A 23182-nucleotide genomic window follows, 5' to 3' on the forward strand; every position below is an offset into this window, starting at 1 on the left:
TGATTATTGTATCTACAATTGTTGTATATGCAATAATAAATCTTTAGAAACCCTTTTGCTGGAGTGGAACGATGTCCGATATGTCTGTGCTGGAAACCTGGATCGCCCAAGAACAGGAGATCACAGCCCGTCTGAATGCTGGCGCGGGCTCCGGTGTGTCACGCCCCGAGCAGGTTGCTGGCAAGACCGGGCTGGCAATGATGCAGGCCATGCTGCGCGGTGAGCTGCCCTACCCGCCTATTGCCAAGACGCTGGACTTTCAACTGATTGAGGCTAGCCAGGGCCGCGCGGTCTTTCAGGGCTCGCCTGGCCCCGCTCACCTGAACCCCATGGGCGGCATCCACGGCGGCTGGTACGCCACGATCCTTGACTCGGCATTGGGCTGCGCGGTGCACACGATGATGCCGGTAGGCCGGGGCTACACCACAGCAGAGCTGGGCGTCAATCTCGTCAAAGCCATCAACCCGGCCAAGGCGCCCCGTGTACGTGCTATCGGCACCGTAATCCACTGCGGCCGGCAACTCGCGACCGCAGAGGCTCGCATCGTCGGGGCGGACGGCACGCTGTACGCCCACGCCACGACGACCTGCCTGGTGTTTGAGCTAAAGCCGCTCTGAAAGGCGTGCGACAGCTAGCTGCGGCACAATCCTCCGCATGCGATTACTTCACACCATGCTGCGCGTTGGCAATCTCCAACGCTCCATTGATTTCTACACCCAAGTGCTGGGCATGCAACTGCTGCGTACTTCAGAAAACCCCGAGTACAAATACTCGCTGGCCTTCATTGGCTACGGCAAAAATCCGGAGCACGCCGAGATCGAGCTGACCTATAACTGGGGTGTCGAAAGCTACGAATTGGGCACAGCCTTTGGCCACATCGCGCTAGGTGTTGCTGATGCATACGCCGCTTGCGAAAAAATCAAGGCAGCAGGCGGCAACGTAACGCGTGAGGCCGGGCCGGTCAAAGGTGGCAGCACCGTGATCGCGTTTGTGACCGACCCCGATGGTTACAAGATCGAGTTGATTCAGCGCAAGGAGTTGTAATCCATGGCTCTGAAGAAACTGCCCGCCCGCTACGCCGGTGTAGTGATGCCGCTGCTGTTGTCGATTCTGATGACTTGCATCATTTCATTTGTCAGCACGGTTTTGGGTGTGGGGCTTGTGCCGGGGTTGCTACAGAAGTGGTTGGGGGCCTGGCTGGTCTCTTGGATCGTCGCGTTTCCCACTGTGCTTTTTGTGTTGCCACTGGTTCGTAAGGCTACGGCTGCTTTGGTTGAGAGTCCCTGACTCGGAGTCACTTATCTCGCCCGCTGACGGCGCGGGGCATACGTTTTGCTCCGTGTCCCCCGGGCCGTGAGGGCCCTCCTCCTTTACCTACGCAAAACGCATACCCCGCACCATCAACGGGAACTGTTTCATGCGAATGGTTTTTAAGACGTTGGTAAACCTGCACCTCTGTGGGATCAGGTGGGTTGGGTGCTCTTTTCCGGGAGGTCAAGGAGGAGCGCCCTCACGGCGCGGGGGACACGTACGGAAAAGAGTACCCGACACGCATGATCCAGAAGGGGAGCCCTGCTAGCCCCCCAAAAAAACAAGAATTACTTCTTCAGGGACTGCGTATCAAGCGCCAGTTGCGTAATCCGAGCCCAGTCACCCTTGGCCATCGCATCGGCGGGGACAATCCAAGAGCCCCCAACGCATACGACATTCGGTAATGCCAAAAAGTCCGGCGCGTTTTGTAGCGTCACTCCGCCAGTAGGACAAAACTGCACATCAAAGAACGGGCCGCTCCAAGCCTTCAGCATCACGGGCCCACCCGCCTGCATTGCGGGGAAGAATTTCAACTGTGTAAAACCGTCTTCCTGCGCCATCATGATCTCGCTGCCGGTTGCTACGCCTGGTAACAAGGCCAAACCCACATCGCGGCAAGCTTGACCCACCGCACTGGTGTAACCGGGGCTCACCGCAAAACGGGCGCCTGCGTTGGCCGCAGCTTGCGCATCGGCTTTGCTGCGAATCGTGCCTGCGCCGACCACGGCTTCTGGCACGGCCTTGGCAATAGCTTCAATACAGGCCAGCGCCTGTGGAGTGCGCAAAGTCACTTCCAACATGCGAACGCCGCCGGCCACCAGTGCCTGCGCCATGGGTACGGCGTGTGCCACATCGTTCAGCACGATCACGGGGATTACAGGGGCATCCTGCATCACTTGCAGGGCGGTCAGAGTGTTCGTTGTTACAGCCATGTGCAGGCTCCTTCTTCAGCCGCCAGCGCATTGCGGCGGAAATTGGCAAATAGTTCGCGGCCCATGCCGATGCCATTGGCAGCGCGAAGCTCTTCGGGCATGGTGGCCAGCGGCCTTGCGGCCCATTCAGCGACATCAACCAGCACTTGCAGTGTTTCGGCATTCGCATCCAGGCGAATAACGTCGCCATCGCGCACCTTCGCCAGCGCTCCACCGGCTGCAGCTTCTGGCGACACATGGATGGCCGCGGGCACCTTGCCTGACGCACCGCTCATGCGGCCATCGGTCACCAGTGCCACCTTGAAGCCCTTGCCTTGCAGCACGGCCAACGGCGGCGTGAGCTTGTGCAGTTCTGGCATGCCATTCGCTTGCGGGCCTTGCCAGCGCACGACGCAGATCACGTCATGGTTCAACTCATTGGCCTGGAACGCGTGGTGCAGTTCCTCCTGCGAATCGAACACACGGCAGGGCGCTTCGATGATGTGGCGGTCGTCCGGTACCGCAGAAATCTTGATCACGCTACGGCCCAGATTGCCTTGCAGCAACTTCAAGCCACCACTGGCGCTGAATGGATTAGCTGCAGGGCGCACCACGGTGTCGTCCTTGCTGGCACCGGGGTCGGTCCACTGTAAGGCTCCGTCGGCCTGCGCGCTGGGGATCGCGGTGTATTCGCGGATGCCACCGGTACGCGTGGTCAGCACATCGGCATGCATGAAGCCCGCATCCAGCAACTCGCGGATCACAAAGCCCGGGCCGCCCGCGGCCTGGAACTGGTTTACGTCGGCGCTGCCATTGGGGTACACGCGTGTCAGCAGCGGCACCACATCGGACAGCGCAGAGAAATCGTTCCAGTCGATCACGATGCCCGCGGCCCGCGCCACCGCGACCCAGTGGATCAGGTGGTTGGTGGAGCCACCGGTGGCCAAGAGCGCCACCATCGCATTAACGATGCAACGCTCATCCACCACCTTGCCAATCGGCGCAAAGCGTTTGGACTTGGTGATGCCGAGCACCGTCCGCACCGCTTCGCGCGTCAGCTCCTGGCGCACATCCTCGCCGGGGTTGATAAAGGCCGTGCCCGGCACATGCAGGCCCATGGCTTCGAGCAGCATCTGGTTGCTGTTGGCCGTGCCATAGAAAGTGCAAGTGCCCTGGCCGTGGTACGCGGCAGACTCTGCGGCCAGCAACTCGGGGCGACCGACCAGACCTTGTGCGGCCTTCTCGCGGATCTTGCCTTTTTCGTTGTTGGAAAGGCCGGATGTCATCGGCCCAGCGGGAACAAACACCGTGGGCAGATGGCCGAAGTGCAATGCGCCAATCAGCAAGCCCGGAACGATCTTGTCGCACACGCCCAGCATCAGCGCACAGTCAAACACATCGTGGCTCAGCGCAATAGCCGTACCCATCGCTATCGCGTCGCGCGAGAACAGGCTCAACTCCATGCCCGCCGTGCCCTGCGTTACGCCGTCGCACATCGCGGGTACGCCGCCTGCCACTTGCGCGGTGGCGCCATGCTTGCGGGCTTCGGTCTTGATCAGGTCGGGGTAGTGTTGCAGCGGCGCATGGGCCGACAACAGGTCGTTGTAGGCATTAACGATGCCAATGTTCGGACCTTTTTCGGCGACGATCTTCAGCTTGTCCAGCCCGGTGACACGGGTCTTATCGTTGTCGGGCATTGCGGCAAACGCATGCGCCACATTGGCGCAACCCAGGCGGTCGGCGCCCGGCTTGCGGTTGGCCGCGGCTTCCAGTTGCGCGAGGTAGGCGCCCCGCGTGAGCGCACTGCGCTCCTGGATACGCCGGGTAACGGCGTCAATGACGGGGTGGAGGGGATTGGGCATGGCGCGGTCTCGATACAAATCTTGTAACAAAATTACATGCTCGATGGTAACTTGGAATGCGTGCCTTTGGAATATCCCGGGTTACCAGTGGGGTACGAATTACGTCCGCTATTTCACCTTCAGTTGACCGCTGCGCTGAAGTTCAACCAGCGCCTTGTTCAAACGTTCCAGCGCATCCTTCTTCTGCATGGTCTTGGCGGTCGCCAGGTACAGCGGGTCACGCGCCAGCGGCTTGGGTAACACCGTCAACTCATCGCGCCGCGCTTGCAGGCGCGGATGGCTTTTGACCAACCAATCCAAGCCCGGCATGCCGTGCCCGATGATGGCCGCGTCCAGCGTGCCCAGCAGCACCTTTTGCAGCCGTGCGCTGGCGTCGGTATCGCTCACCATCACAAACACGCCCGACGCTATCGCACTGTCGACCTCGGGCCCGTAACTCACGCCCGAGCCGCCACCGATGTTGCGGCCCTTCAAGTCAGACAACCGCGCGAATGGAAACTCGCTGCCTTTAACCACGACCAGTTGCAATTCGTTGTGCTGCAATGGCTCGGAGAAATCGAAAATCTCCTGGCGCGGTGGCGTCATCGACAAACCGACAATCGCACCCTCGCCGCGCACTGCGTATTCATACGCGCGCTTCCACGGATACAAGCGAATCTCGTAGTGGTCACCGGTCTTCTCAGCCACCTTTTTCAGGATGTCGATCAAGGTACCGGCGGGTTGCCCGCGGTCCAGGTACGACGTCGGCGCAAAGCTGTCACCACCCAGAACGACCAGCGTCTCGGCCTGCGCCACAGCGGCGCACAAGCCAAAGGCTATTGCAGGCAATGCACGCCAACGCATGGTTCATCCTCTCTTGGTATGGGCGAGCATCAGTTAGCGCGCCATGTTTGCATTGTGCGACAAAGCCATGCTCTGCAGCATCGCGCGTGCCCGTCGCAAGTCGTCCAGCGTATCAATGTCCATTACACAGCCCGGATCAGTTACTATTATTTTGATAGCTGCTTGCGCAGCTACTACGGGCGCCGCGCCCTGATTTCCTTCCAAAACTGCCAATACATCACCACACGTAGCGGCAAACCGCACCGGATGGCCGCGCTGGCTGTCAAACACCGGAACCAGCACGTCGCCGTCTAAGGCAGCACGGGCAATATCGACCAGAGTTTGCGGGCGAACCAGCGGCAAATCTGCGGGCAACACCATCCAGCCCGATGCACTGCGCGTGGCCCGCACGGCGGCTGCAATGCTGTCACCCATGCCTGGGTGGCCCGCGTCTTCCAGGTGCCAGCTCAGACCACTGGCACGCACGGCATCCAGCGTGCGTTGCAGGACGGTCTTGCCGCCAAGGTCGGCTTCCAGTTTGTGGGTAGTGCCGCCGGATGCCAAGAAGCGCTCGCCGCGACCAGAGGCCAACACGAGCACGGTAGGCAGATGCGCGGCCTCCTCGCTGGAAACCAATCGACTCTCAGTCAACGGCACAAGTAGAAGTTTGTGCGCTGGCCATGAAGGTGGCTTGCACAGCATTTTTGACCTGCACGATTTCCGCCACGATGGAGACCGCAATCTCAGCGGGTGTGCGTGCGCCCAGGCGCAGGCCGACCGGGCCATGCAGCCGCGCAAGCTGTGCGTCGGTCAAATCAAAGTGCTCGGCCAACCGGCCCTTGCGCGCTTCCTGGTTGCGGCGCGAACCCAAAGCACCCACGTAAAACGCATCGCTGGCCAATGCTTCAATCAGGGCCATGTCATCCAGCTTGGGGTCGTGCGTCAGCGCGACGATGGCAGTATGGGCATCGGGGTGCAGTTCGCGCACCACGTCATCGGGCATGCCCTGTAGGCGGCGCACGCCGGGCGTGGGGTGCGTGTCCAAGGTGAGCGCATACTCTTCGCGCGGATCACACACCAGAACTTCAAAATCCAAAGCTGTGGCCATCGCGGCGACCACCTGCGACAACTGGCCCGCGCCAATCAGCAACAGGCGCCAGCGTGGGCCAAACAGCGTGGTCAGTGTGGTGCCGTCGAACTGCATGGACTGCGCGCGCACCGCGTCGCTCAACGTGACTTCGCCAGTACCAAGCGTTAACGTGCGCGCAATGAGTTGGTGGTTGGCCGTGCGGGCCAGTACAGTTTCAATCCAGACGGTGTCGAGTAAAGGTTCTTGCACCAGCCGCAGCGTGCCACCGCATGGCAGGCCAAAGCGCGCCGCCTCTTCCTTGCTGACGCCGTAGGCCAGCATCGCAGGCTTGTTGGGGGCTTGGGGGGCTTTACTTTGCAACGCTTCTTTGGTGCGGGCAATCAGGTCATCTTCAACGCAACCACCCGACACCGAGCCGCTCACCACGCCATCATCGCGCACCGCCAGCAGCGCACCAGGCGGTCGCGGCGCACTGCCCCAAGTTTCTACGACGGTGACCAAAGTGACGGCATGGCCAGCCTGTTTCCAGGCTAGCGCATCCCCCAATACCCGCAGGTCCAGACTTTCCATGCGTCGACTGTAATCCTGAACCGCGATCCTGTCTTAGGCCGCAGCAATGGCCTCCGGCGTCAATGGCAGTTTGCGCACGCGCTTGCCGGTCGCGGCAAACACCGCATTGGCAATCGCGGGTACCACCAGCGCGGTCACAGGCTCGCCGATGCCACCGGGCTTTTCGGTGCTTTGCACCAGCACGATGTCGATCTTCGGCGCCTCAAACATGCGCACCACGGGGAAGTTATTGAAGTTGGTCTGCTGCACGCGGCCTTTGGCAAGGGTGATCTCCTGCATCAGCCCGGCGCCCATGCCGAACACGACAGCCGACTGGATTTGTGCTTCCACCGTGTCGGGGTTGATCATGTGGCCCACGTCGGCAGCGACCGTTACCTTGTGCACCGTCACTTCGCCATTCTTGACCGACACCTCCGCCACTTCGGCCAGATACGAGTCGTACCCTTCCATCAGCGCAATGCCGTGGAAGTGGCCTGCAGCCAACGGCTTGCCCCAGCCCGCTTTTTCGGCGGCGAGTTTGAGCACATTCGCAAAACGCGGCTTGTTGCGTAAGAGCGCCATTCGGTACTGGTACGGATCCTTGCCCGCAGCCAGCGCCATCTCATCCATGAAGCTCTCGTTGGCAAACGCGTTCATGTTGTGGCTCACCGCGCGCCAGTAACCCACGCGCATGCCAGTGTCGGTGATGTAGAGCTGGTGCTCGGTGTTGGGGATCTCATAGCCGGCCACTGCCGCTTCACCCATGAACGGGTCGTAGGTTTCCTTCGGCAAGCCAAACGCACGCTGCGTGACGGACTGCGATGCGACCTTGAACTGGAGCGCCACCGGCATGCCCTGCGCATCCAGCCCGGCCTGCAGCTGGTTGACGCCCATGGGCCGATAGAAGTCGTGCGTCATGTCATCCTCGCGCGACCAGACCAGCTTGACCGGTTTGCTGATGGCCTTGGAGATTTGCGCCGCCTGGATGATGAAATCCACCTCCAGCCGCCGACCAAAACCGCCGCCCAGGAAGGTCGTTTCCACTGTCACGTCTTCGGGCTTCAGGCCCAGCGCCGCTGCCACGCCGCCTTGCGCGCCCTGCTGGAACTGGGTAGAGCCAATCAGACGCACCTTGCCCTCTTTGTAGCTGGCGGTGAAGTTCATCGGCTCCAATGGCGCGTGCGCTTGCATGGGGCTGATGTACTCGGCCTTGACGATCTTGGCCGCACCCGCCATCGCTCCGGACGCATTGCCTACCGGCGTGCCAATCGGAATCGCCTTGACCGTGGTGATTGCACCGCGCGTGGCGGTCAATACGGTGTTGTGGTCCAGCGCAGCACCTGCGCCTTCGTTCCAGGTGACCTTGAGCAGCTTGCGTGCCTTCTGCGCCTGCCAGTAACTCTTGGCAACCACCGCCACGCCGTCGGGAATCTGCACGACATCAACCACACCGGGCACGGCTTTGGCCGCAGCCGCATCAAAGCCTGCGACCGTGCCACCAATCACCGGGCACTGCTCCAGGCTCGCGTACAGCATGCCGGGCAGCTTCACGTCGATACCATACTGCGCTGTGCCGTTGACTTTGCCGGGCGTGTCCAGGCGCTTGGTGCGTTTGCCGACGACGGTGAAATCCTTCGGATCTTTCAGCGCCACTTTTTCTGGCACCGGCAACTTCGCTGCCGCTTCTGCCAGGTGGCCATAGGTGGCCTTCTTGCCGCCAGGGCCGGTGACGTAACCGCCCTTGGCTTTCAGCGACGCGCGGTCTACTTTCCATTCATTGGCCGCCGCCGTGATCAGCATTTCGCGCACTTGCGCGCCCGCCACGCGCAGCTTCTCCCAGCCATCGCGCACCGAGGTGGAGCCGCCGGTAATCTGCGCGCCTAGCAACGCATTGGTGTAGACCGCAGCAGGCGGCGCGTTTTGCACCTTGACGGTTTTCAGGTCCACCTCCAGCTCTTCAGCAATCAGCATGGGCAGTGAGGTGTAAACGCCCTGCCCCATCTCGGAGCGCGCGCACATCAGCGTGATGGTGTTGTCATCGGCAATGTGCACCCAGGCATTGGGCGTATGCAGCGTGCCAGCGGCCGACAGCGGGCCGGGCAGTGCCACACCCATCAGCAGGCCGCCGCCAGCGGCAGCCGCAGAGGTCTTAAGAAATTCGCGACGTGAGGTTGTCATGATCGTGCTCCTTACGCTTTGCGCATCATGGAAGCTGCATCCTTGATGGCAGCCTTGATGCGCGGGTAGGTGCCGCAACGGCAAATGTTGCCACTCATGGCGGAGTCGATGTCTGCATCGGTCGGGTTCTTGTTGCCCGTGAGCAGGGCAGCCGCGCTCATCAACTGGCCCGACTGGCAGTAGCCGCACTGCGGCACATCGTGCTTGATCCACGCCACCTGCAGTGGATGGGTGTTGTCTTTGGACAGACCCTCGACCGTGGCCACTTTCTTGCCCGCCACGACGGAGAGCGGCGTCTGGCAGGAGCGCACGGGTACGCCATCCAGATGTACGGTACAGGCGCCGCACAGGGCGGCGCCACAACCAAATTTGGTGCCGGTCATACCCAGCTCATCGCGGATCACCCATAGCAAGGGGGTATCGGGTTCGGCTTGCGCCGTGACAGCTTTTCCGTTGACTTGAAACTTGACGCTCATAGGAGTTGCTCCATCAGGGTTCGCGGCCGGGCCGATACCGCAGTCGCAACCAGCAGCGTAGACCTGCGTCGCCCAAGGTGCATTCGGGTAAACCCCCGGAACCTGTCCCCCAGGCGCGACCTTCCTGCCTATACTGCCGCCATGACTTCCCTTGCAGATTTACGTAAAAGCTACGAACGCGCCGAACTGAACGAAGACGCCTCGCACTCAGACCCCTTGGCCCAGTTTGACCAATGGCTGAAAGAGGCCATAAGCGCAGAGGTGCCCGAACCGAACGCCATGACGCTGGCCACTGTCGGAAGCGATTTGCGCCCCTCCACCCGCATTGTGCTGATCAAAGGCTATGACGCGCAGGGCATCACCTGGTTTACCAACTACGCGAGCCGCAAGGGGCAAGAGCTGGCAGGCAACCCGTTCGCCGCATTGCAGTTCCATTGGGTGGAACTGGAACGCGTGGTGCGCATTGAAGGCGTGGTCGAGAAAGTCAGCGATGCAGAGAGCGATGCCTATTTCAACAGCCGCCCACTGGATTCGCGGATTGGCGCGTGGGCATCGCCCCAAAGCGAAGTGATTTCAGGGCGCGGCGTACTGGTTGCCAACGCGGCGAAATACGGCGCACAGTTTCTATTGCAGCCGCCACGCCCGCCGCACTGGGGCGGTTACCGCTTGAAACCAGAACAATGGCAGTTCTGGCAAGGGCGAAAGAGCCGTTTGCATGATCGATTGCGCTACACATTGCAAATAGATGATGGCTGGAAGCGCGAGCGGCTAGCACCGTAACCAGCAACCTCAAATTTGGCAGGGTACGCCCCACTTAATCCATGGGCACACGTGAATCGTCACTATCGCTCAAGTGATTTCAAATATTGCGCGCGGAACACTTGGCCCACTCTTGACGCAGAAATTTTGAAGCTGTTCACTTCAATATGGGTGACCGAAGCGCAGTTACCTAGCAATTGGTAGGCCCCGCTGTCGGCCGGATACACGTTCGATTGGCTCAAGGAAAGACTGAGGTGATACCAATGTGCTTTTCCATCGGTCACCAAATTGAAGTGGCTGCTCTTCAGTTCAGTGTATTGCGGGTCAGCGACTGTCTTCCAATACAGGCCAACGTCACTGCACTTGCTGAAAGCGTCTGATGGAGTGGCAGTAATGTTGATTGACGCAACATAATCTTCCTGTTTGCCATTCAAAGGTAATTGCGGAATCGGGATTTCATAGGCCCAGGTTTTGTGCGGTGTCGTTACGATCTTTCCAGTTTGGGCGGCAGTTGCATCCCACGCAAAAAAGGATTGATGCGGCCCAGACAGTACATCAGGCATAAACACCTGACCGGACGTGCGCAGCCGTTCGCCAAGTGCAACACCTCCAACGATAAGTAGGAGAACTGGCACCATCAAAAATCGCGCATAGACGCGTCTGCCGTTGCGCAATTGCATGCATAGCTGAACAAAACCAACTGCAGACAAAATAATGAGTGGAATTTCCAGAACCCCAATGCTGTACCGGACGGTGTAAAGCACAGGCGCATGCACCGCCACCTGGTAGGTCACCGCCCCCGCAAGAAAATAACGCATCCACACCTGGCGAACGGCAAAAAGCCCGATGACGGCAAGCACGATTTCGGCGATTCGAAAAGAACGCCAATTCCAGATAGGTTCAAAGAGAACCGCCTTTGTAACAAACAAAAATGCAATTGTTTTTTGGACATATGCCGTCAGCACATCACCAATCGCCTGCTGTTTGAGCATGAACAGCGCAGTGCCCTTGAGCAGCGCATCGCCCGCGATCGACAGATGGCTGAGTCCTTGCGTGACGGCACCGTCATCAAATGAAAGTTGGAAATACGGGGCTTCATAGCCCTGTGTCACCGGGTGATTTCCCAGATACAACGCCGCTCCAACACCCGTGGCGATATTTGGGTAATCAAAAAAAATCCAGTTCTTGACAATAAACACTAGCGGAAATAACAAGGCCAACACGTGGGCAAGGAACAGTCGCTGTGCAGTGTGTCGCCATGCTTTCAGAAAACACATCACCAGCGAGATCGCCAGGACGGCGTAGAGAAAGTAGATATAAGTTCCGCGCGATAGTATTCCTAAGCCGAAGGCGATACCGGCCACCCAAACAGGCCACCGTTCTTTGGAGTCCATCTCCGCCACCGCCATCAACCAAACAGCGGTGCAAAACAAGAACAGCGGCTCCGTTAAAACAGCAATTTTGTAGTCTGCCAACAGTGGCGACAGAACGTAACAATACGCCGCCACAACGCCCGCCGCTTTTGAATGCAAACGTCGCCCAAGGCGATACAGGACGAAAATCATCAGGCACGAGAGCAACCCGTTTGCTACTTCTATGGCTGAAACATTGGCACCAAATAACGCGTTCCACATATACCCCATTGGGGCGACGTGAACCGAATGCTCATCCCTTAAGAAGGAAAATGGTTGTGACAGAAATTCCCTCGCCAAAGGCAGATACCCATTCAAAGAGTCAGGGTAAACAGCAGTTGGAATTTTCTCAATTGCAGCTTGAATGTTCAAACCAACCGCAACGAGTAGCAGAAGAGGTATTGCTAGGCCGCGTTTGTAAACGAAGTGCCAAAGCGCTGTAATGAAATGTCGCATGGGCAATCGATCGCTCATATTCGGTCTGAGTTCAGTGGTATTTTTGGCTGATTCTGCATATCGAAGCCGATGAATGAGATCAGCAGTTGCACGCCAACAATGATCGGCAACGCAGCAAGCATGACCTCTCCGCTGGAAGCGAAAACGCCACTGTGCGCCGACTGCACCCATTTGAAAAGTCCAAAAACAACGCCGAAGCTGAGAAAGCACAAAGACAGGATCAGTTCAACCGATGCGACAGAAAAGCCCCGCAGGAAATAGTTGTACAGAATGCGCTTTGAAAAATTCTTCATGTGCCCCCATGCAAAACTGAAAAGCACCTTGCGCACCGACAGATTCGATGTTTCATCGCCGTAAATTGCCCGCATGGGGATATCACGCACGACCGCACCGAAAGTACCCAACCGAAATAGCATATCGGTCTCAAAAAAGTATCGCTTGTTGATTTTGTCCATGGGTAGCAAGGAGACAGCCTGCCGGCTGATTGCGGTGTACCCATTGGTGGGGTCAAAAATAGTCCAGTAGCCCGAAGACGCCTTGCACATGAAGGACAAGCCGGCATTGCCTACAAGCCTGAGAAGCGGCATGGACTCCACATCTTCCAGATTGAAGAAACGATTGCCCTTGGTGTAATCCGCATGGCCATTCAGGATGGGGCCTGCAAATAAAGGCACCAATTCCGGGTTCATCTGGCCGTCGCCATCGATCTTGACCATACAGTCATGTCCATCACGGAGTGCAGCTTGGTAACCCGCCATGACCGCGCCACCAACACCCTGATTGGTCTCGCAAAATATCACCTGAACTCGCGTATCCACGGCGCGTTCTTGCACCATTCGTCCACTGCCATCGGGGCAGGCGTCGTCCACCACGTAGATCCGGTTGACTTCGGGCCCTATCTTTTCGATAACACCCAATATATGTTGCGTCACCTTGTAGCAAGGTATGACGACGGCGATAGTATTTTTATTCATCCCTGTAAACCCAAGATTTTGATATCAAGAAACTAAGCAAAAACAGAACGCACTCGACCAGAAATTTGCCGAACCCCACATCAGGCTGACATAGCCCAACGTCGAGTAATTCTGCGGTGGTCGTAGAGCGTCATCCAGTCAATCACTTTGTCCATGGTCTGCCTGCGGATTTCAAATTTCCTGCCGTACAGGCGACCGACTTTCAAGCATCCCCAAAAACTTTCCGCGGGTGCATTGTGACAAAACCCCAAGTCGCCCAGCAGTCACCTTGGGCGAGGTCAGTCGTTATACCGCTTGCAATTGCGACTTCATCGTCATTGCGTTTTCTCCCAGCTGGACAAGCAACGTTCCATCTCGTCCCAACTGAAAAAACCGCGCTTTTCGTAATAAAGCATGCCGTTGTGGGGGCGAAGTCTTATGCGTTCAAGGCTTACGGGTTGCGTTTCTTGGTAGCCGCGCAACAGGTAATGCAAAAAGACCATGGGGAACAGGCCAAACCATGACTTCGCTTGAGATGGATAGCCCAGGCAACAGCGCAGGAAAAGAACTCGATTGCGAATAGGGATGTTGCGTTTGCGTGGAGGACCATTTTCGGCAATCGTCCGAAGTACGCTGAACATGGGCCCAATCTTGCCAAAACTGTTATAGAGCGAAAATTGCCTTATTGCGATATCACCACTGCGTATCGGATTGAGCTGAAGCGTCAGTGCATGCAATGCATCATGGTCGTGATGTCCACCCTCCCATGCCGGTATGAAGATGCTACGAATTTGTCGCTGTTCCACCAGCCATTTGGTGAGCCATGGTCCGGCGATATGGAGGCGGTGTGGCAACCGCCCATCTGCAATATCCAGTTCCGTGCCAGGAAACAAGACCTGGTCAGAGGGAATACCAAGCCGACCTAAAACAGCCAGCGATTCAGCGTTTCTGCGTTCCGAAGACACGCCATTGGCTGCCCCGTTTGTCAGGTATGCACAAAATACCTGATTGCCGGCGCGCATTTCATCGACGATTGCCTGGAATACGCCAAATTCATCATCCTGATGTGCAAACAAAAAAAGTACGCGCCTGCTCAAGTTCAACCTCTCAATAGGCATCGAAATCAAGAAAACTGACAAGCAGACTATCTGGCGCAATCTGCTTTGGCGCACCAGACAGTGCGCGATATATGAAATTTAACGGAGATGGCCGAACCGACAAGGGGATATTGAAATAGCCTGTGTGGCGTGCGGCACTGCCCGGCCACAAACCGATGGACAAGCGAAACGGAGATACCAGGTTCGCCTTGCCATTTTCAGGTTTGAACCCTTGCTGGAGGGGCAGCTCCGCATAGGCCTGCACAAAGCGGTTTGCAGATGCGCGAAATGCGAAGCGATCTGAAAGTACCGTTACTTGAACGGGGTTCCTTGGATTGCGCGTGCGCCATTTCAATGATTGAGGGTGCCAAAGCCGTTCAAAGTTGACGTCGCGTTCAACCTTGCTCCTGTCGAGTCCCAGCGGACCCACTCCGATATATGCATGCAAAGGCTGCACCAACTGGAAGCCGAGTTTGCGTACAAATGCGCCTGTGCTATTTTCATTGGCAATGCCAAAAACACAACCGTATCCCAGCGAGGCGCCTTGCGCGTAAGTCAGCTCTGCCAAACGGGTGAAATGCCCTTGTCCTTGATAGTTCGGATGGGTCGCAGAATTCAACGACAACAGCGATCGCATCTCAACTGCGCTCACACGAACCTGGCCCGGAATGCAAGCATAGTGCGCTACGACTTGATCACCATCCCATGCATCAAAACCAACTGCCGAGCCGTCGGGGTTCATGCAATACAACCAATGCAGGTACTGCGCCGTAAAGGGCACTGCCTTTGGAAAGCAGCGCGCGAAAAGCGCAACATATTTTTCCAGTGTTTCCGTTGAAAACTCTACGGCTCGATATTCAATCATTTGAAGACCCAGTACTTGCTCAGAAAAAAACCGTTGATGGCGATCAGTGGCAATGAAAGGATTTTCCCGAGCAAGGGTTCGCCGACAAAGGCAGAAGACAAAGAGACAAATCCGACGGTAATCAGGTAGTTGACAGCAACAACCGTAAGAAACCGGAAAAACTGGGTCTTGCCCTGAGTTCCATTGAAGGTGACCCGGCTATGCAGGAGAAAGTTGGCAATAAGACCAGACAGGAAGCCGAAAGTTGCTGCCAAAACCGGATGAAGTCCTGCAAGCAGCAGCGCCTGCATGACCGTGATGTCCAGAACCGCGCATGCCAACCCTACCAGCGCAAATACAGAAAATTGGCGGATCGATGCCATGCATCAGTCTAGCAAATCGTTATGCACAGGGCGACGCCGACGTTCGCAACATCGAAGCGGCAAATGCAAGCAACGTTTGCAATCTCAACATCGTTGGCAGTGCGGCAGGCATGGCAGAGGAAATTCAAACGCATAAGCGCAAGTATGGCACGGCGTTGGATCCTCTAAACGCCCTAGACCTGCGCAGTTTTAGCCATCTCTGCGCATCAGCGATGTCTTCCCATAATGGTGGGAGATGCAAGATATGAAACAGCAGGAAATCCAGCATACGGAAAAACCGACACCAAAATACTTCGTAAATCCAACTGAAAAATTCAAACGCATGCGCGCAAGTATGGCCCAACTAGAATTCAAAGTGAATCCGTATCTTAAGGAAAATCCAATGGTGAAAAATCGATCTGCCGCCCTGGACGCTTGCCGTGCCTTCGCTGTCCTGGCCGTCATCTTGCATCACTTGCGGGCTTTTGACATCATGCCCGTCCTCATGGAGCCCCTTTCGAACTGGCCGACCTACGGAATGTTTGGCGTGGATCTCTTTTATGTATTGAGTGGATTCTTCATCACACAAGCAATACTTAGACCGACCTCATGGAGCCCCAGCGGATTCATCCGTGCGCGCGTTACCCGGATATACCCGGCCTACCTCTTTTCATTGGCAGTGGTAGTCATCGGCGGGATTGTGCTCGGCAACCGAATTGTGAATCAATACTTGGTGACGAACGTGTTGCTGCACATTTCAATGTTGCACAACTTTCTCCCAGGCCTCGGGGGTTCACTCAATGGAGTTTATTGGACTTTGGGCGTCGAATTTCCCTATTACATTTTGATGTTGGCACTGGCGCCTTTTCTGCGGGATGGGCGAAAATTCTGGTACATCTCAAGCGCGATGCTGGCACTCTGCATTCTGTGGCGCATGAGCGCCTTTCTGTTTCTATCACCAGACCCGCGATTTTTTGCTGCGACACAATTGCCGGGATCGCTGGATGCATTTGCTTTGGGAGGCATGACCGCCATGCTCCATCTGTCGCAGCAGCTCAATCGCAGGCTCGTGCAAATGCGCTGGCCACTTTTCGCCCTGGGTATCGTATGTATGGTCTTTAGCTTGCAGACTTATATGCGTCACGCTGGCGACTACTGGCTTCACGGTGAGTACGTCGTGTTCTGGCGCACCAGTCTTGAGTTTTCCTTTGCACTGATCGTGCTCGCCAGCGCGAAGATGGCGGACAGCAAATGGGTCGTTTACTCAGGCTTGCCCTGGATTGGGAAGATCAGCTTCAGTCTTTACCTGTATCACCTACCCGCGATTCTTTTCGTGAAGCATTTCGGGGGCGAGCAGGCTTCTGCCATCAAACTTCTTCTGAGTATGGGGATCACTCTAGTTGTAAGTTGGCTCAGTTGGCGGTTTATTGAAAAGCGCTTTCACAAACCATCGTCCATGACTGTGTAGCACCAATCTCCATTTCTCCACGGAGTAGCAGGCTAATGTGGCACAGCCAGCATCGCAAACGACACTGTGACCAAAGCCAGCAAAGTAGACAACGCAACCGCAGCGGTCACTTCCCCTTCCGCCACCGCATAGCGCTGCGAAAACAGGAATACGTTGGCGCCGATGGGCAACGAAGACGCGACTACCATCACAAGCAGGTGCAAGCCGTGCACACCCAGCAACCAACCACTGACCAACACCAACGCTGGCATCAGCACATTCTTGGCTAGCGCCAGGCCCAATGCTGTGCGCCAGTGATCGCCGATGGACTTGCCCGCCAGCGTGACGCCCACCAACAACAAGGCCAGTGGCCCAAACGCTGCACCCAGCCAGCCCAGGGGCTTGTCGATCAGCGGCGGGATGGTGAGCCCCGTCTGCGCAAAAATCAGCCCTGCGATGATGGGAAGCGGCACAGGATGCAACACGGCGTTGCGCGCCGCCATCAGCACGGTCTTCACCGGGGCACGCGCGCCGTGTTCGCTCTCCCGCGCGACCGCCAGCTCCAGCACCACCGTGGCAGAGGTCAGCAACACCAGCGCGTGGATGGACACCAGCGTCAGCAAAATCACCAGACCCTCTTTGCCATAGGCCAGTTCGGCCAGCGGAATGCCGATCATCACGGTGTTGCTGAAGGTACCAGCCAGCGCCAGTACGGCGGCGCGGCGGTTGAAGCCTTGTACCAGCAGCGTGCCGAAGAACACGATGGCCACGGCGATGAAGTAGCTGGCGACCGGCATAAAGTCGAGTTGCTCCACATGCACCGTGCTCATGGTGCGGAACAGCAGTGCGGGCGTGAGGATCAGAAAGGCCAGGTTTGAGAGGTCTTTTGTGCCTGCAGCGCCCAGAATACGTGCGCGAGCAGCTATAAAACCGATAGCAATCAGAAAGACAACCGGCAGCAGCGATGACAGGACGACCGCGTTCAAGCCCGCGCACCCTCACTGCGGAACTTCCACCAAGCCAAAAGGCCGAACACCACCGCAAAACCTAGCAATACACCGATGGCCGGCAGTGCCACATCCAGCCCCAAACCACGCCAAGTCATGGCGTCCAGCCCGTCCACCGCCCAGCGCGTGGGCACGGCCAGCGTAAGGGTTTGCATCCACTGCGGGAAGATGAAGGACGGCACCCAGGCACCGCCCAGCATCACCATGATCAGCGTCGCAAAGATCGCCATGCCGCGCGCAGCTTCGGGCGTCTTGCCAAAGGCGGCGATCAGCAGGCCAAAGGTGGCCGTAAACAACGCAAACGCGGCACAGACGCCGACAAAGCCAGGGAAGCTGCCCGCAATCTGCACTTGAAAGAACAGGCCAGCAACGGTGAAGATAAAAAACAAGATGCCCAGCGCAATCAGCGCACAGGAAATCGCGCGTGCGGCCAGGATCGTACCGATCGAGATGGGGGCGGCCAACAACCGGTTCCACAGCCCCATGCGCCGCGCGAGCAGAATGCCGATGCCCGCATCAACGCCCATGAACAAGATGAACTGCACGGCCATGCCGGCAAACGCATGCGCATAGCCGTTGTACTTGGGGCCGGAACTCATGGCTTCGTCGCGGGTAGAAAACGGCATGGACAGACCGCCCGCAGCACCAGTGCCCTCTGGCCCCGACCCAAACTGCGCAGGTTTGGTGGCCACTTCTTGTGTGGTCTGGAATTTGCGCAGGCTCACCAGAAAATCGCGCAAACCACCCTGCTCCGCTTTGCTGGGGTCTGCAGCAACCGCCTGGTCCAGCTGCGCAATGCTGGTGTCTACGAACTTTTTGCCACCGGCAACGCCCATCATTTCAGCGCTGACGTTTTGCATCACATGCTGCGTCAGCATGCCTTTGACCATGGCCAGCACAGCCGATTGCGATGGGTCGTAATAGACGGCAATATCTGGCTTCTCGCGCCCGCCAAACAATGCAGCACCCGCGGCTTCGCCAAAACCAGCAGGAATCACCACGGCGGCCTTCGTCTTGCCCTTAAGCACCTTGGCCTTCGCGTCTTCCAGTGGTAACTCTTCAACCGCGAGCGCGGTGTCTGCCTTCAGGCCCGCCACAATTTTCTTCGCCACCGCGCTGTCATCCTGCGACACCACGGCGATTTCAATCTTCGCGTTATCACCCGAGCGCCCAGAGCCGCCAAAGATATAGCCGAAGAACGCGCCCAGCACGATGGGCATCGCCAGGCTCAGTAAAAGCGCGCGGCGGTCCTGCACAAACAGGATCAGGTCTTTGCGAATCAACGCCCACAGTGCTGTCATGATCCATCCCGCAAGCTGCGGCCTGTGAGAGTGAGGAAGATTTCTTCCATATTGGTGCGGGCGGTGGCGAAATGCACAGGCCTTGCGCCCTGCTGAACCAGCCAGTCCAACACCGGCTTGGCGTGTTCGGTCGTCACCAATGCAATTCGAAGTTTGCTGTCATCGACATGCACTTCGCGCACCCCGGCAACTACACCCAATGCGGCTTGCAACTCCGTTGACAAAGGCTCTGCCAGTTCCACTTGCAACGCCGCTTTCGCAGGCAGTTGCTGGTACAGGCTGGCAGGCGTGGCATCGGCGATCACCTTGCCATGGTCGATAACCACGATATGGTCTGCCAGGCGTTCCACTTCTTCCATGTAGTGGCTGGTGTAGATCAGCGAATGGCCTTTGGCTTGCAGCGCCTCCAGGCAATCAAAAATCGCATTGCGGCTTTGCGGGTCGACGCCCACCGTGGGCTCATCCAGTATCAGCAGTGGCGGCTGGTGCAGCATCGCCGCAGCGATGTTCAAGCGCCGCTTCATGCCGCCGGAGAAGGTGGAAGGCTTGTCGCCGGCACGGTCACTGAGGCTCACCAGCTCCAGCGCCGCGGCGCAGCGTTCTTTCAGCAAAGCACCATGCAAGCCATACAACGCGCCAAAGATGCGAAGATTTTCGCGGGCCGACAGGTCATCGAACAGCGCCAGATCCTGCGGCACCAAACCCAGTGTCTGCTTGGCAGCGCTCGCACCGGCCTCCATGCGCTGACCATTGAGCAAGACCTCGCCCGCATCGGGCTGAATCAGCCCGCATATCATGCCTACCGTAGTGGATTTGCCAGCGCCGTTGGGGCCAATCAAGCCCAGCGTCTGGCCTTTTTCAAGTGAGAACGAAACGCCGTCAACGGCCTTGCGCGCTCCAAAAGATTTGTTGAGCGCCTTGACCTGCAGCATGGGCGCCTTACTTGATGGCGACCGCGTCAGTCATGCGGTAGTACAGGCCATACGGGTCGTCATTGAGCACCGCAAACTGCCCTTCCACCACCACGACTTCCAGCGAATATTTCACCGGTGTCTTGGTCTTGACTTCGACCATGCTCTCCGGCCCGCCGGGGGTACAGAACGAACAGGTCAGTGGCACAGAGCTGAGCAAGAAATGCTTCTGCTTTTCGCCCGGCTCCAGCGGCATCATGAAACCCTGCACGCGTTGGCTCTTTTTGTCCAGCGCGACGATGCTGGTGTTGAACACGGGCAGCACACGGTTCTTTTCGACTTTAGTTTTCACCGCCGTCAATACGGACCAAGGCAACACGTCAGAGCGGTCCTGAATAGGCGCAAACGGGCTGTTCGGGCTATGAACGCCAGCACCGCTGCCCACGGGCACGCCACCAGCAACTGGCGAACTGAGTTGGGCGCCCGCCAAGGGCGCCCACAGACTTGCGAAGAGCACGCAGGCCGCCACAACGGCGCTGCGTGGAAACATGGGATTGAAGACAGACTTCATGGAATTTCTCCGGTTGGGTCTATCTTAATCCCGGTATGTAAATGCTCAAAAGCTCCAGCGCAAGCTCAGCTTCAAGGTGCGCCCCGGCATGGGCGCCTTGCCGGGCACGGTTTGCGTCAGCACCGAGCTGGCGGAATACGCCAGCGCATCGGTGATGTTCTCCACCTTTGCCAGCCACAGCATTTGCGTTGCGCCTACCTTGGTCGTATACCCTGCTGCCGCGTTCCACAGTGTGTACGCGTCGGTGCTGAGCTGACCCGCAGGCACCTCGGTTTGCGCCGCAGAGTGGTTGGCACCTAGCCGCGCAGTCCACTGCCCCTGTGTCCAGACCAGCGTGGCACCCGCGCGCACGGGTGCAATGCGCGGCAATGCCTCGCTGGTGTCGCTGTTGCGGGCGCGCACGGTGTCACCGCGCAGCTCCAGATCCAGCGTTTGCGCGCCTTCCAGCAGGCGAACATTGCCACTGGCTTCCAGCCCGGTGAAGCGGGCACGCACCTGGCTGAAGGCATAAACATCCATGTCATCCTGCTGCGTGCCGGTCGCTACCTGGGTGATGTAGTTGTCAAACTGGTTCACAAAAGCGCTGACGGCAAACCGGTTGGCACCGCTCTTCCATTGCGCACCCACATCCAGGTTGGTCGACCGCTCCAGCCGCAGGCCGGCGTCGCCGATCTCGAATGCATGCGTCGCCACGTGGGGGCCGTTGGCAAACAGCTCGTAGTCCTTGGGCGCGCGTTCGCTATAGGCCAGGTTGGTGGTCAGTTGCCAAGCGGGTGCGACATTCCACAGTGCGCCCAGCGCGTAACTGCCGGGCGTAAAGCTGCGTGTGCCGACTGTGAAGCGGTCAACGTCCGGGTTGCCATAGGACTGCACGTCCACCTGCTCCACACGCACACCGCCACTCAGCCGACCCCACGAGAAAGTTTTTTCTTCATACGCAAACACCGCCGCCTGCCGCGTCTGGCTGTAGGGGGCAAACGCTTCTTCGCCCGCTGCCGAGAAGTTCGACGTCTCGGCTTGCAAACCAATCACACCGTCCAACCCAGCCCATTGCGCGTGCCGCGCCTCCAGTCGCAGGTCATGACCGCTGCTCTTGAACACAGTACCGGTCTCGGTACCTTCAAACTCGGTGTGCTGGTAGTCGCTCTGGCCCAGGTGCACTTTTACACTTTGCAATGGCCCCTGCAAGCCACGCAGTGCGCCGTCGATGGCATAACGCTCGGACCGCATCCCAATCGTCACATCGTCTTCGGCCACGGTGCCGTAATTGCTGACAAACTGGCTGGCCGAAGCGCCGAGGTAGCCCTGTGCAAAGAACACCGTGCCGCCCACCGCCGCGCCGTGCGTATCGCTGGCCGAATTGCAGATAGCGCGGGCCGTGGTGGGCGCGCCGGGTTTGCTGCATGCCAGATCGATGGGCACAGCGACATCGTCGGTGGTTCGGTGAAACGCGTCGGCGTGCAACGCAAAGCGGTCTGTGCCTGCGTCCAGCATCAGCGCCGCACTTTTCTCGTCGTTGCCACTGGCGACGCCCAGATCGGCCTTGCCGCTGATACCACCCTTGGCATCAAACAGCGGCTCGCGCGCGATGCGGCTGTCCAGCACATTGACTACACCGCCCACCGCATTGCCGCCGTACAACAAGGCGCCCGGGCCGCGCAGCACCTCCACGCGCTCCACGCTCAAGGGGTCAGCAGTCACTGCATGGTCGTAACTCAGGCTGGACACATCGGTGACCGAGCCGCCGTTGTTGAGTACACGCACGCGATCACCATCCAGCCCGCGGATGATGGGGCGGCTGGCGTTCGGACCGAAGTAGGTGCTGGCCACGCCAGGCGTACCGTCCAGCGTTTCGCCCAAGGTGGTTTGCGAGCGAATGAGCAGTTCTGTGCCTGAATACTGTGCTGCAGGCGCTATTAAATCCGTAGCACCTAGCGGGTTTCCGGTGACGGTGACCGGCGCCAATATGGACGATGACGTGTTTTGGGCGAACACCGGCGCAGCGGTGAGCGTGCTCAATACGAGCAGCGTAAAAGAAGATTTTTTCATGATGAGAATTCCATTGATTTGCGGGTCAGACCACTCGCGAAAGCGACATGCTCTGAAGCCAAATTGACTAGGGAAGTGCAAAGCACTACACCGCCTGCGCAATCTGCGAGGCGGAAACGACTAACTCAGAAAATCAACGGAAGGAAGGAGGGCCGCGGGCGTGAAACGCCGCTAACCAGCGGACCGTGAACAGGCCCGCGAACGCAACAGGAATGGCTGTTGCAAAGTGGGTGGGCAATACCACCACGGAAACATCGCAGAGACCATCGAGATGGTTGCTCTGGTCGAACAGGTGGCATTTCGCATTGCCATTCTGGTCTTGGTGGTCACCAAACAGACGCTCGACAAAGCTGTCTGTGGCATCGCTTGCTTGCTCGGCGTACGCCGATTGCTGCGATCCGGTGAGCAAGGGTGCGTGTGCGATGCCATGGATCAGGCCGATGCTTTGTGCAAGCACCAACGCCAAGGCCAGCACACCGATGTGCCATCTGCCCTTCACCCAGTATTGGGCCATGAATTTCAACAACGCCATAGAAAGTCTGCGTACCCGAAGTCTTAGTGCTGGTGCTTCATGCCACAGAACTTGCCAATCGCGAGGCCCTTGCAGGCGGCTTGCAATTGCGCATTGCACACGTCTTCGCCCTTGCCCGCCTCGCGGCATTTGGCGGCGGCCTCATGCGCAGCGGCGATGGCACGGTGGCGCGCGACGTCTTCTTTGGTTTCCTTGTCGGTTTCCGGTGCGGCCAGCGCCGCTATCGAAAAGGTAGCTGCCCACGCAATTGTGGCGAGCGCTACGAGCGTTTTCTTCATAAAT

Annotated in this window: 24 protein-coding genes and 1 pseudogene; 5 read left to right on the top strand and 20 right to left on the bottom strand. The window is 58.1% G+C overall.

Annotated elements, in window-relative coordinates:
• Positions 1-71 precede the first annotated feature (71 nt).
• The 3 genes from AC1DV6_RS00690 to AC1DV6_RS00700 are packed head-to-tail and all read left to right on the top strand — an operon-like array spanning position 72 to position 1287.
• Positions 72-617 (top strand): PaaI family thioesterase, encoded by a 546-nt coding sequence (locus AC1DV6_RS00690; protein WP_477974275.1) that lies wholly within the window; start codon positions 72-74, stop codon positions 615-617.
• A gap of 37 nt (positions 618-654) precedes the next feature.
• The gene (gene gloA / locus AC1DV6_RS00695) at positions 655-1044 is read left to right on the top strand and encodes a lactoylglutathione lyase (RefSeq protein WP_477974276.1); all 390 of its coding nucleotides are present in this window, start codon (positions 655-657) and stop codon (positions 1042-1044) included.
• A gap of 3 nt (positions 1045-1047) precedes the next feature.
• Complete coding sequence (locus tag AC1DV6_RS00700; protein ID WP_477974277.1) at positions 1048-1287, top strand: DUF2798 domain-containing protein; 240 nt, start codon at positions 1048-1050, stop codon at positions 1285-1287.
• A gap of 311 nt (positions 1288-1598) precedes the next feature.
• On the opposite strand, the gene eda is transcribed toward AC1DV6_RS00700, so the two are convergent.
• The 7 genes from eda to AC1DV6_RS00735 form a co-directional block, all read right to left on the bottom strand.
• Positions 1599-2243: a bifunctional 4-hydroxy-2-oxoglutarate aldolase/2-dehydro-3-deoxy-phosphogluconate aldolase gene (gene eda, locus AC1DV6_RS00705; protein ID WP_477974278.1), complete on the bottom strand. Its 645-nt coding sequence runs from the start codon at positions 2241-2243 to the stop codon at positions 1599-1601.
• The gene (gene edd / locus AC1DV6_RS00710) at positions 2234-4084 is read right to left on the bottom strand and encodes a phosphogluconate dehydratase (protein ID WP_477974279.1); all 1851 of its coding nucleotides are present in this window, start codon (positions 4082-4084) and stop codon (positions 2234-2236) included. Before edd ends, eda begins: the two co-directional genes overlap by 10 nt.
• A 108-nt stretch (positions 4085-4192) precedes the next feature.
• Positions 4193-4927 (bottom strand): substrate-binding periplasmic protein, encoded by a 735-nt coding sequence (locus tag AC1DV6_RS00715; RefSeq protein WP_477974280.1) that lies wholly within the window; start codon positions 4925-4927, stop codon positions 4193-4195.
• A gap of 33 nt (positions 4928-4960) precedes the next feature.
• Positions 4961-5563: a nucleotidyltransferase family protein gene (locus tag AC1DV6_RS00720; RefSeq protein ID WP_477974281.1), complete on the bottom strand. Its 603-nt coding sequence runs from the start codon at positions 5561-5563 to the stop codon at positions 4961-4963.
• Complete coding sequence (locus AC1DV6_RS00725; RefSeq protein ID WP_477974282.1) at positions 5550-6566, bottom strand: XdhC family protein; 1017 nt, start codon at positions 6564-6566, stop codon at positions 5550-5552. The genes AC1DV6_RS00720 and AC1DV6_RS00725 overlap by 14 nt, the downstream gene beginning before the upstream one ends.
• 33 nt (positions 6567-6599) lie before the next feature.
• Positions 6600-8723: a xanthine dehydrogenase family protein molybdopterin-binding subunit gene (locus AC1DV6_RS00730; protein ID WP_477974283.1), complete on the bottom strand. Its 2124-nt coding sequence runs from the start codon at positions 8721-8723 to the stop codon at positions 6600-6602.
• An 11-nt stretch (positions 8724-8734) separates the two neighbouring features.
• The gene (locus AC1DV6_RS00735) at positions 8735-9199 is read right to left on the bottom strand and encodes a (2Fe-2S)-binding protein (RefSeq protein WP_477974284.1); all 465 of its coding nucleotides are present in this window, start codon (positions 9197-9199) and stop codon (positions 8735-8737) included.
• 141 nt (positions 9200-9340) lie between these two features.
• On the opposite strand from AC1DV6_RS00735, the gene pdxH reads away from it, so the two are divergent.
• A complete protein-coding gene (pdxH, locus tag AC1DV6_RS00740) occupies positions 9341-9979 on the top strand; it encodes a pyridoxamine 5'-phosphate oxidase (protein WP_477974285.1) in 639 nt (212 codons plus the stop codon).
• 62 nt (positions 9980-10041) lie between these two features.
• Here pdxH and AC1DV6_RS00745 read toward each other — a convergent pair whose 3' ends face one another.
• The 6 genes and pseudogenes from AC1DV6_RS00745 to AC1DV6_RS00770 form a co-directional block, all read right to left on the bottom strand.
• A complete protein-coding gene (locus tag AC1DV6_RS00745; RefSeq protein WP_477974286.1) occupies positions 10042-11844 on the bottom strand; it encodes an ArnT family glycosyltransferase in 1803 nt (600 codons plus the stop codon).
• Entirely contained in the window at positions 11841-12800 is a 960-nt protein-coding gene (locus AC1DV6_RS00750) for a glycosyltransferase family 2 protein (protein ID WP_477974287.1), read from the bottom strand. Before AC1DV6_RS00750 ends, AC1DV6_RS00745 begins: the two co-directional genes overlap by 4 nt.
• Before the next feature lie 24 nt (positions 12801-12824).
• Positions 12825-13036, bottom strand: a pseudogene (locus AC1DV6_RS00755) (hypothetical protein); the annotation flags it as partial.
• 78 nt (positions 13037-13114) lie between these two features.
• Positions 13115-13918 carry a PIG-L deacetylase family protein gene (locus AC1DV6_RS00760; protein ID WP_477974288.1) on the bottom strand — a complete coding sequence of 268 codons (804 nt, stop codon included), beginning with the start codon at positions 13916-13918 and terminating at the stop codon, positions 13115-13117.
• Complete coding sequence (locus tag AC1DV6_RS00765) at positions 13887-14741, bottom strand: GNAT family N-acetyltransferase (protein ID WP_477974289.1); 855 nt, start codon at positions 14739-14741, stop codon at positions 13887-13889. The genes AC1DV6_RS00760 and AC1DV6_RS00765 overlap by 32 nt, the downstream gene beginning before the upstream one ends.
• Positions 14738-15103, bottom strand: a complete 366-nt coding sequence (locus AC1DV6_RS00770; RefSeq protein ID WP_477974290.1) for a GtrA family protein — start codon at positions 15101-15103, stop codon at positions 14738-14740. The genes AC1DV6_RS00765 and AC1DV6_RS00770 overlap by 4 nt, the downstream gene beginning before the upstream one ends.
• 244 nt (positions 15104-15347) lie before the next feature.
• On the opposite strand from AC1DV6_RS00770, the gene AC1DV6_RS00775 reads away from it, so the two are divergent.
• Entirely contained in the window at positions 15348-16550 is a 1203-nt protein-coding gene (locus tag AC1DV6_RS00775; protein WP_477974291.1) for an acyltransferase family protein, read from the top strand.
• Between the two features lie 32 nt (positions 16551-16582).
• On the opposite strand, the gene AC1DV6_RS00780 is transcribed toward AC1DV6_RS00775, so the two are convergent.
• The 7 genes from AC1DV6_RS00780 to AC1DV6_RS00810 all read right to left on the bottom strand — a co-directional run bounded on the left by AC1DV6_RS00780 (position 16583) and on the right by AC1DV6_RS00810 (position 23178).
• Positions 16583-17515 carry an AEC family transporter gene (locus AC1DV6_RS00780; protein ID WP_477974292.1) on the bottom strand — a complete coding sequence of 311 codons (933 nt, stop codon included), beginning with the start codon at positions 17513-17515 and terminating at the stop codon, positions 16583-16585.
• Entirely contained in the window at positions 17512-18837 is a 1326-nt protein-coding gene (locus AC1DV6_RS00785; RefSeq protein ID WP_477974293.1) for an ABC transporter permease, read from the bottom strand. The genes AC1DV6_RS00780 and AC1DV6_RS00785 overlap by 4 nt, the downstream gene beginning before the upstream one ends.
• Entirely contained in the window at positions 18834-19769 is a 936-nt protein-coding gene (locus tag AC1DV6_RS00790) for an ABC transporter ATP-binding protein (protein WP_477974294.1), read from the bottom strand. Before AC1DV6_RS00790 ends, AC1DV6_RS00785 begins: the two co-directional genes overlap by 4 nt.
• Before the next feature lie 7 nt (positions 19770-19776).
• A complete protein-coding gene (locus AC1DV6_RS00795) occupies positions 19777-20319 on the bottom strand; it encodes a DUF3299 domain-containing protein (protein ID WP_477974295.1) in 543 nt (180 codons plus the stop codon).
• A 45-nt stretch (positions 20320-20364) separates the two neighbouring features.
• Complete coding sequence (locus AC1DV6_RS00800; protein ID WP_477974296.1) at positions 20365-22368, bottom strand: TonB-dependent receptor; 2004 nt, start codon at positions 22366-22368, stop codon at positions 20365-20367.
• Positions 22369-22501: 133 nt separating this feature from the next.
• Positions 22502-22900 (bottom strand): hypothetical protein, encoded by a 399-nt coding sequence (locus AC1DV6_RS00805; RefSeq protein WP_477974297.1) that lies wholly within the window; start codon positions 22898-22900, stop codon positions 22502-22504.
• A 23-nt stretch (positions 22901-22923) separates the two neighbouring features.
• Positions 22924-23178, bottom strand: a complete 255-nt coding sequence (locus AC1DV6_RS00810) for a hypothetical protein (protein WP_477974298.1) — start codon at positions 23176-23178, stop codon at positions 22924-22926.
• Positions 23179-23182: the final 4 nt, after the last annotated feature.

The organism is Rhodoferax sp. P2_H8_2 (genome assembly GCF_056403235.1).

What these genes read in the sequence shown, in the direction of transcription:
- AC1DV6_RS00690 (WP_477974275.1), top strand. Translation starts at nt 72, where the DNA reads ATGTCCGATATGTCTGTGCTGGAAACCTGGATCGCCCAAGAACAGGAG.
- gloA (WP_477974276.1), top strand. Translation starts at nt 655, where the DNA reads ATGCGATTACTTCACACCATGCTGCGCGTTGGCAATCTCCAACGCTCC.
- AC1DV6_RS00700 (WP_477974277.1), top strand. Translation starts at nt 1,048, where the DNA reads ATGGCTCTGAAGAAACTGCCCGCCCGCTACGCCGGTGTAGTGATGCCG.
- eda (WP_477974278.1), bottom strand. Translation starts at nt 2,243, where the DNA reads ATGGCTGTAACAACGAACACTCTGACCGCCCTGCAAGTGATGCAGGAT.
- edd (WP_477974279.1), bottom strand. Translation starts at nt 4,084, where the DNA reads ATGCCCAATCCCCTCCACCCCGTCATTGACGCCGTTACCCGGCGTATC.
- AC1DV6_RS00715 (WP_477974280.1), bottom strand. Translation starts at nt 4,927, where the DNA reads ATGCGTTGGCGTGCATTGCCTGCAATAGCCTTTGGCTTGTGCGCCGCT.
- AC1DV6_RS00725 (WP_477974282.1), bottom strand. Translation starts at nt 6,566, where the DNA reads ATGGAAAGTCTGGACCTGCGGGTATTGGGGGATGCGCTAGCCTGGAAA.
- AC1DV6_RS00730 (WP_477974283.1), bottom strand. Translation starts at nt 8,723, where the DNA reads ATGACAACCTCACGTCGCGAATTTCTTAAGACCTCTGCGGCTGCCGCT.
- AC1DV6_RS00735 (WP_477974284.1), bottom strand. Translation starts at nt 9,199, where the DNA reads ATGAGCGTCAAGTTTCAAGTCAACGGAAAAGCTGTCACGGCGCAAGCC.
- pdxH (WP_477974285.1), top strand. Translation starts at nt 9,341, where the DNA reads ATGACTTCCCTTGCAGATTTACGTAAAAGCTACGAACGCGCCGAACTG.
- AC1DV6_RS00745 (WP_477974286.1), bottom strand. Translation starts at nt 11,844, where the DNA reads ATGAGCGATCGATTGCCCATGCGACATTTCATTACAGCGCTTTGGCAC.
- AC1DV6_RS00750 (WP_477974287.1), bottom strand. Translation starts at nt 12,800, where the DNA reads ATGAATAAAAATACTATCGCCGTCGTCATACCTTGCTACAAGGTGACG.
- AC1DV6_RS00765 (WP_477974289.1), bottom strand. Translation starts at nt 14,741, where the DNA reads ATGATTGAATATCGAGCCGTAGAGTTTTCAACGGAAACACTGGAAAAA.
- AC1DV6_RS00770 (WP_477974290.1), bottom strand. Translation starts at nt 15,103, where the DNA reads ATGGCATCGATCCGCCAATTTTCTGTATTTGCGCTGGTAGGGTTGGCA.
- AC1DV6_RS00775 (WP_477974291.1), top strand. Translation starts at nt 15,348, where the DNA reads ATGAAACAGCAGGAAATCCAGCATACGGAAAAACCGACACCAAAATAC.
- AC1DV6_RS00785 (WP_477974293.1), bottom strand. Translation starts at nt 18,837, where the DNA reads ATGACAGCACTGTGGGCGTTGATTCGCAAAGACCTGATCCTGTTTGTG.
- AC1DV6_RS00790 (WP_477974294.1), bottom strand. Translation starts at nt 19,769, where the DNA reads ATGCTGCAGGTCAAGGCGCTCAACAAATCTTTTGGAGCGCGCAAGGCC.
- AC1DV6_RS00795 (WP_477974295.1), bottom strand. Translation starts at nt 20,319, where the DNA reads ATGAAGTCTGTCTTCAATCCCATGTTTCCACGCAGCGCCGTTGTGGCG.
- AC1DV6_RS00800 (WP_477974296.1), bottom strand. Translation starts at nt 22,368, where the DNA reads ATGAAAAAATCTTCTTTTACGCTGCTCGTATTGAGCACGCTCACCGCT.
- AC1DV6_RS00805 (WP_477974297.1), bottom strand. Translation starts at nt 22,900, where the DNA reads ATGGCGTTGTTGAAATTCATGGCCCAATACTGGGTGAAGGGCAGATGG.
- AC1DV6_RS00810 (WP_477974298.1), bottom strand. Translation starts at nt 23,178, where the DNA reads ATGAAGAAAACGCTCGTAGCGCTCGCCACAATTGCGTGGGCAGCTACC.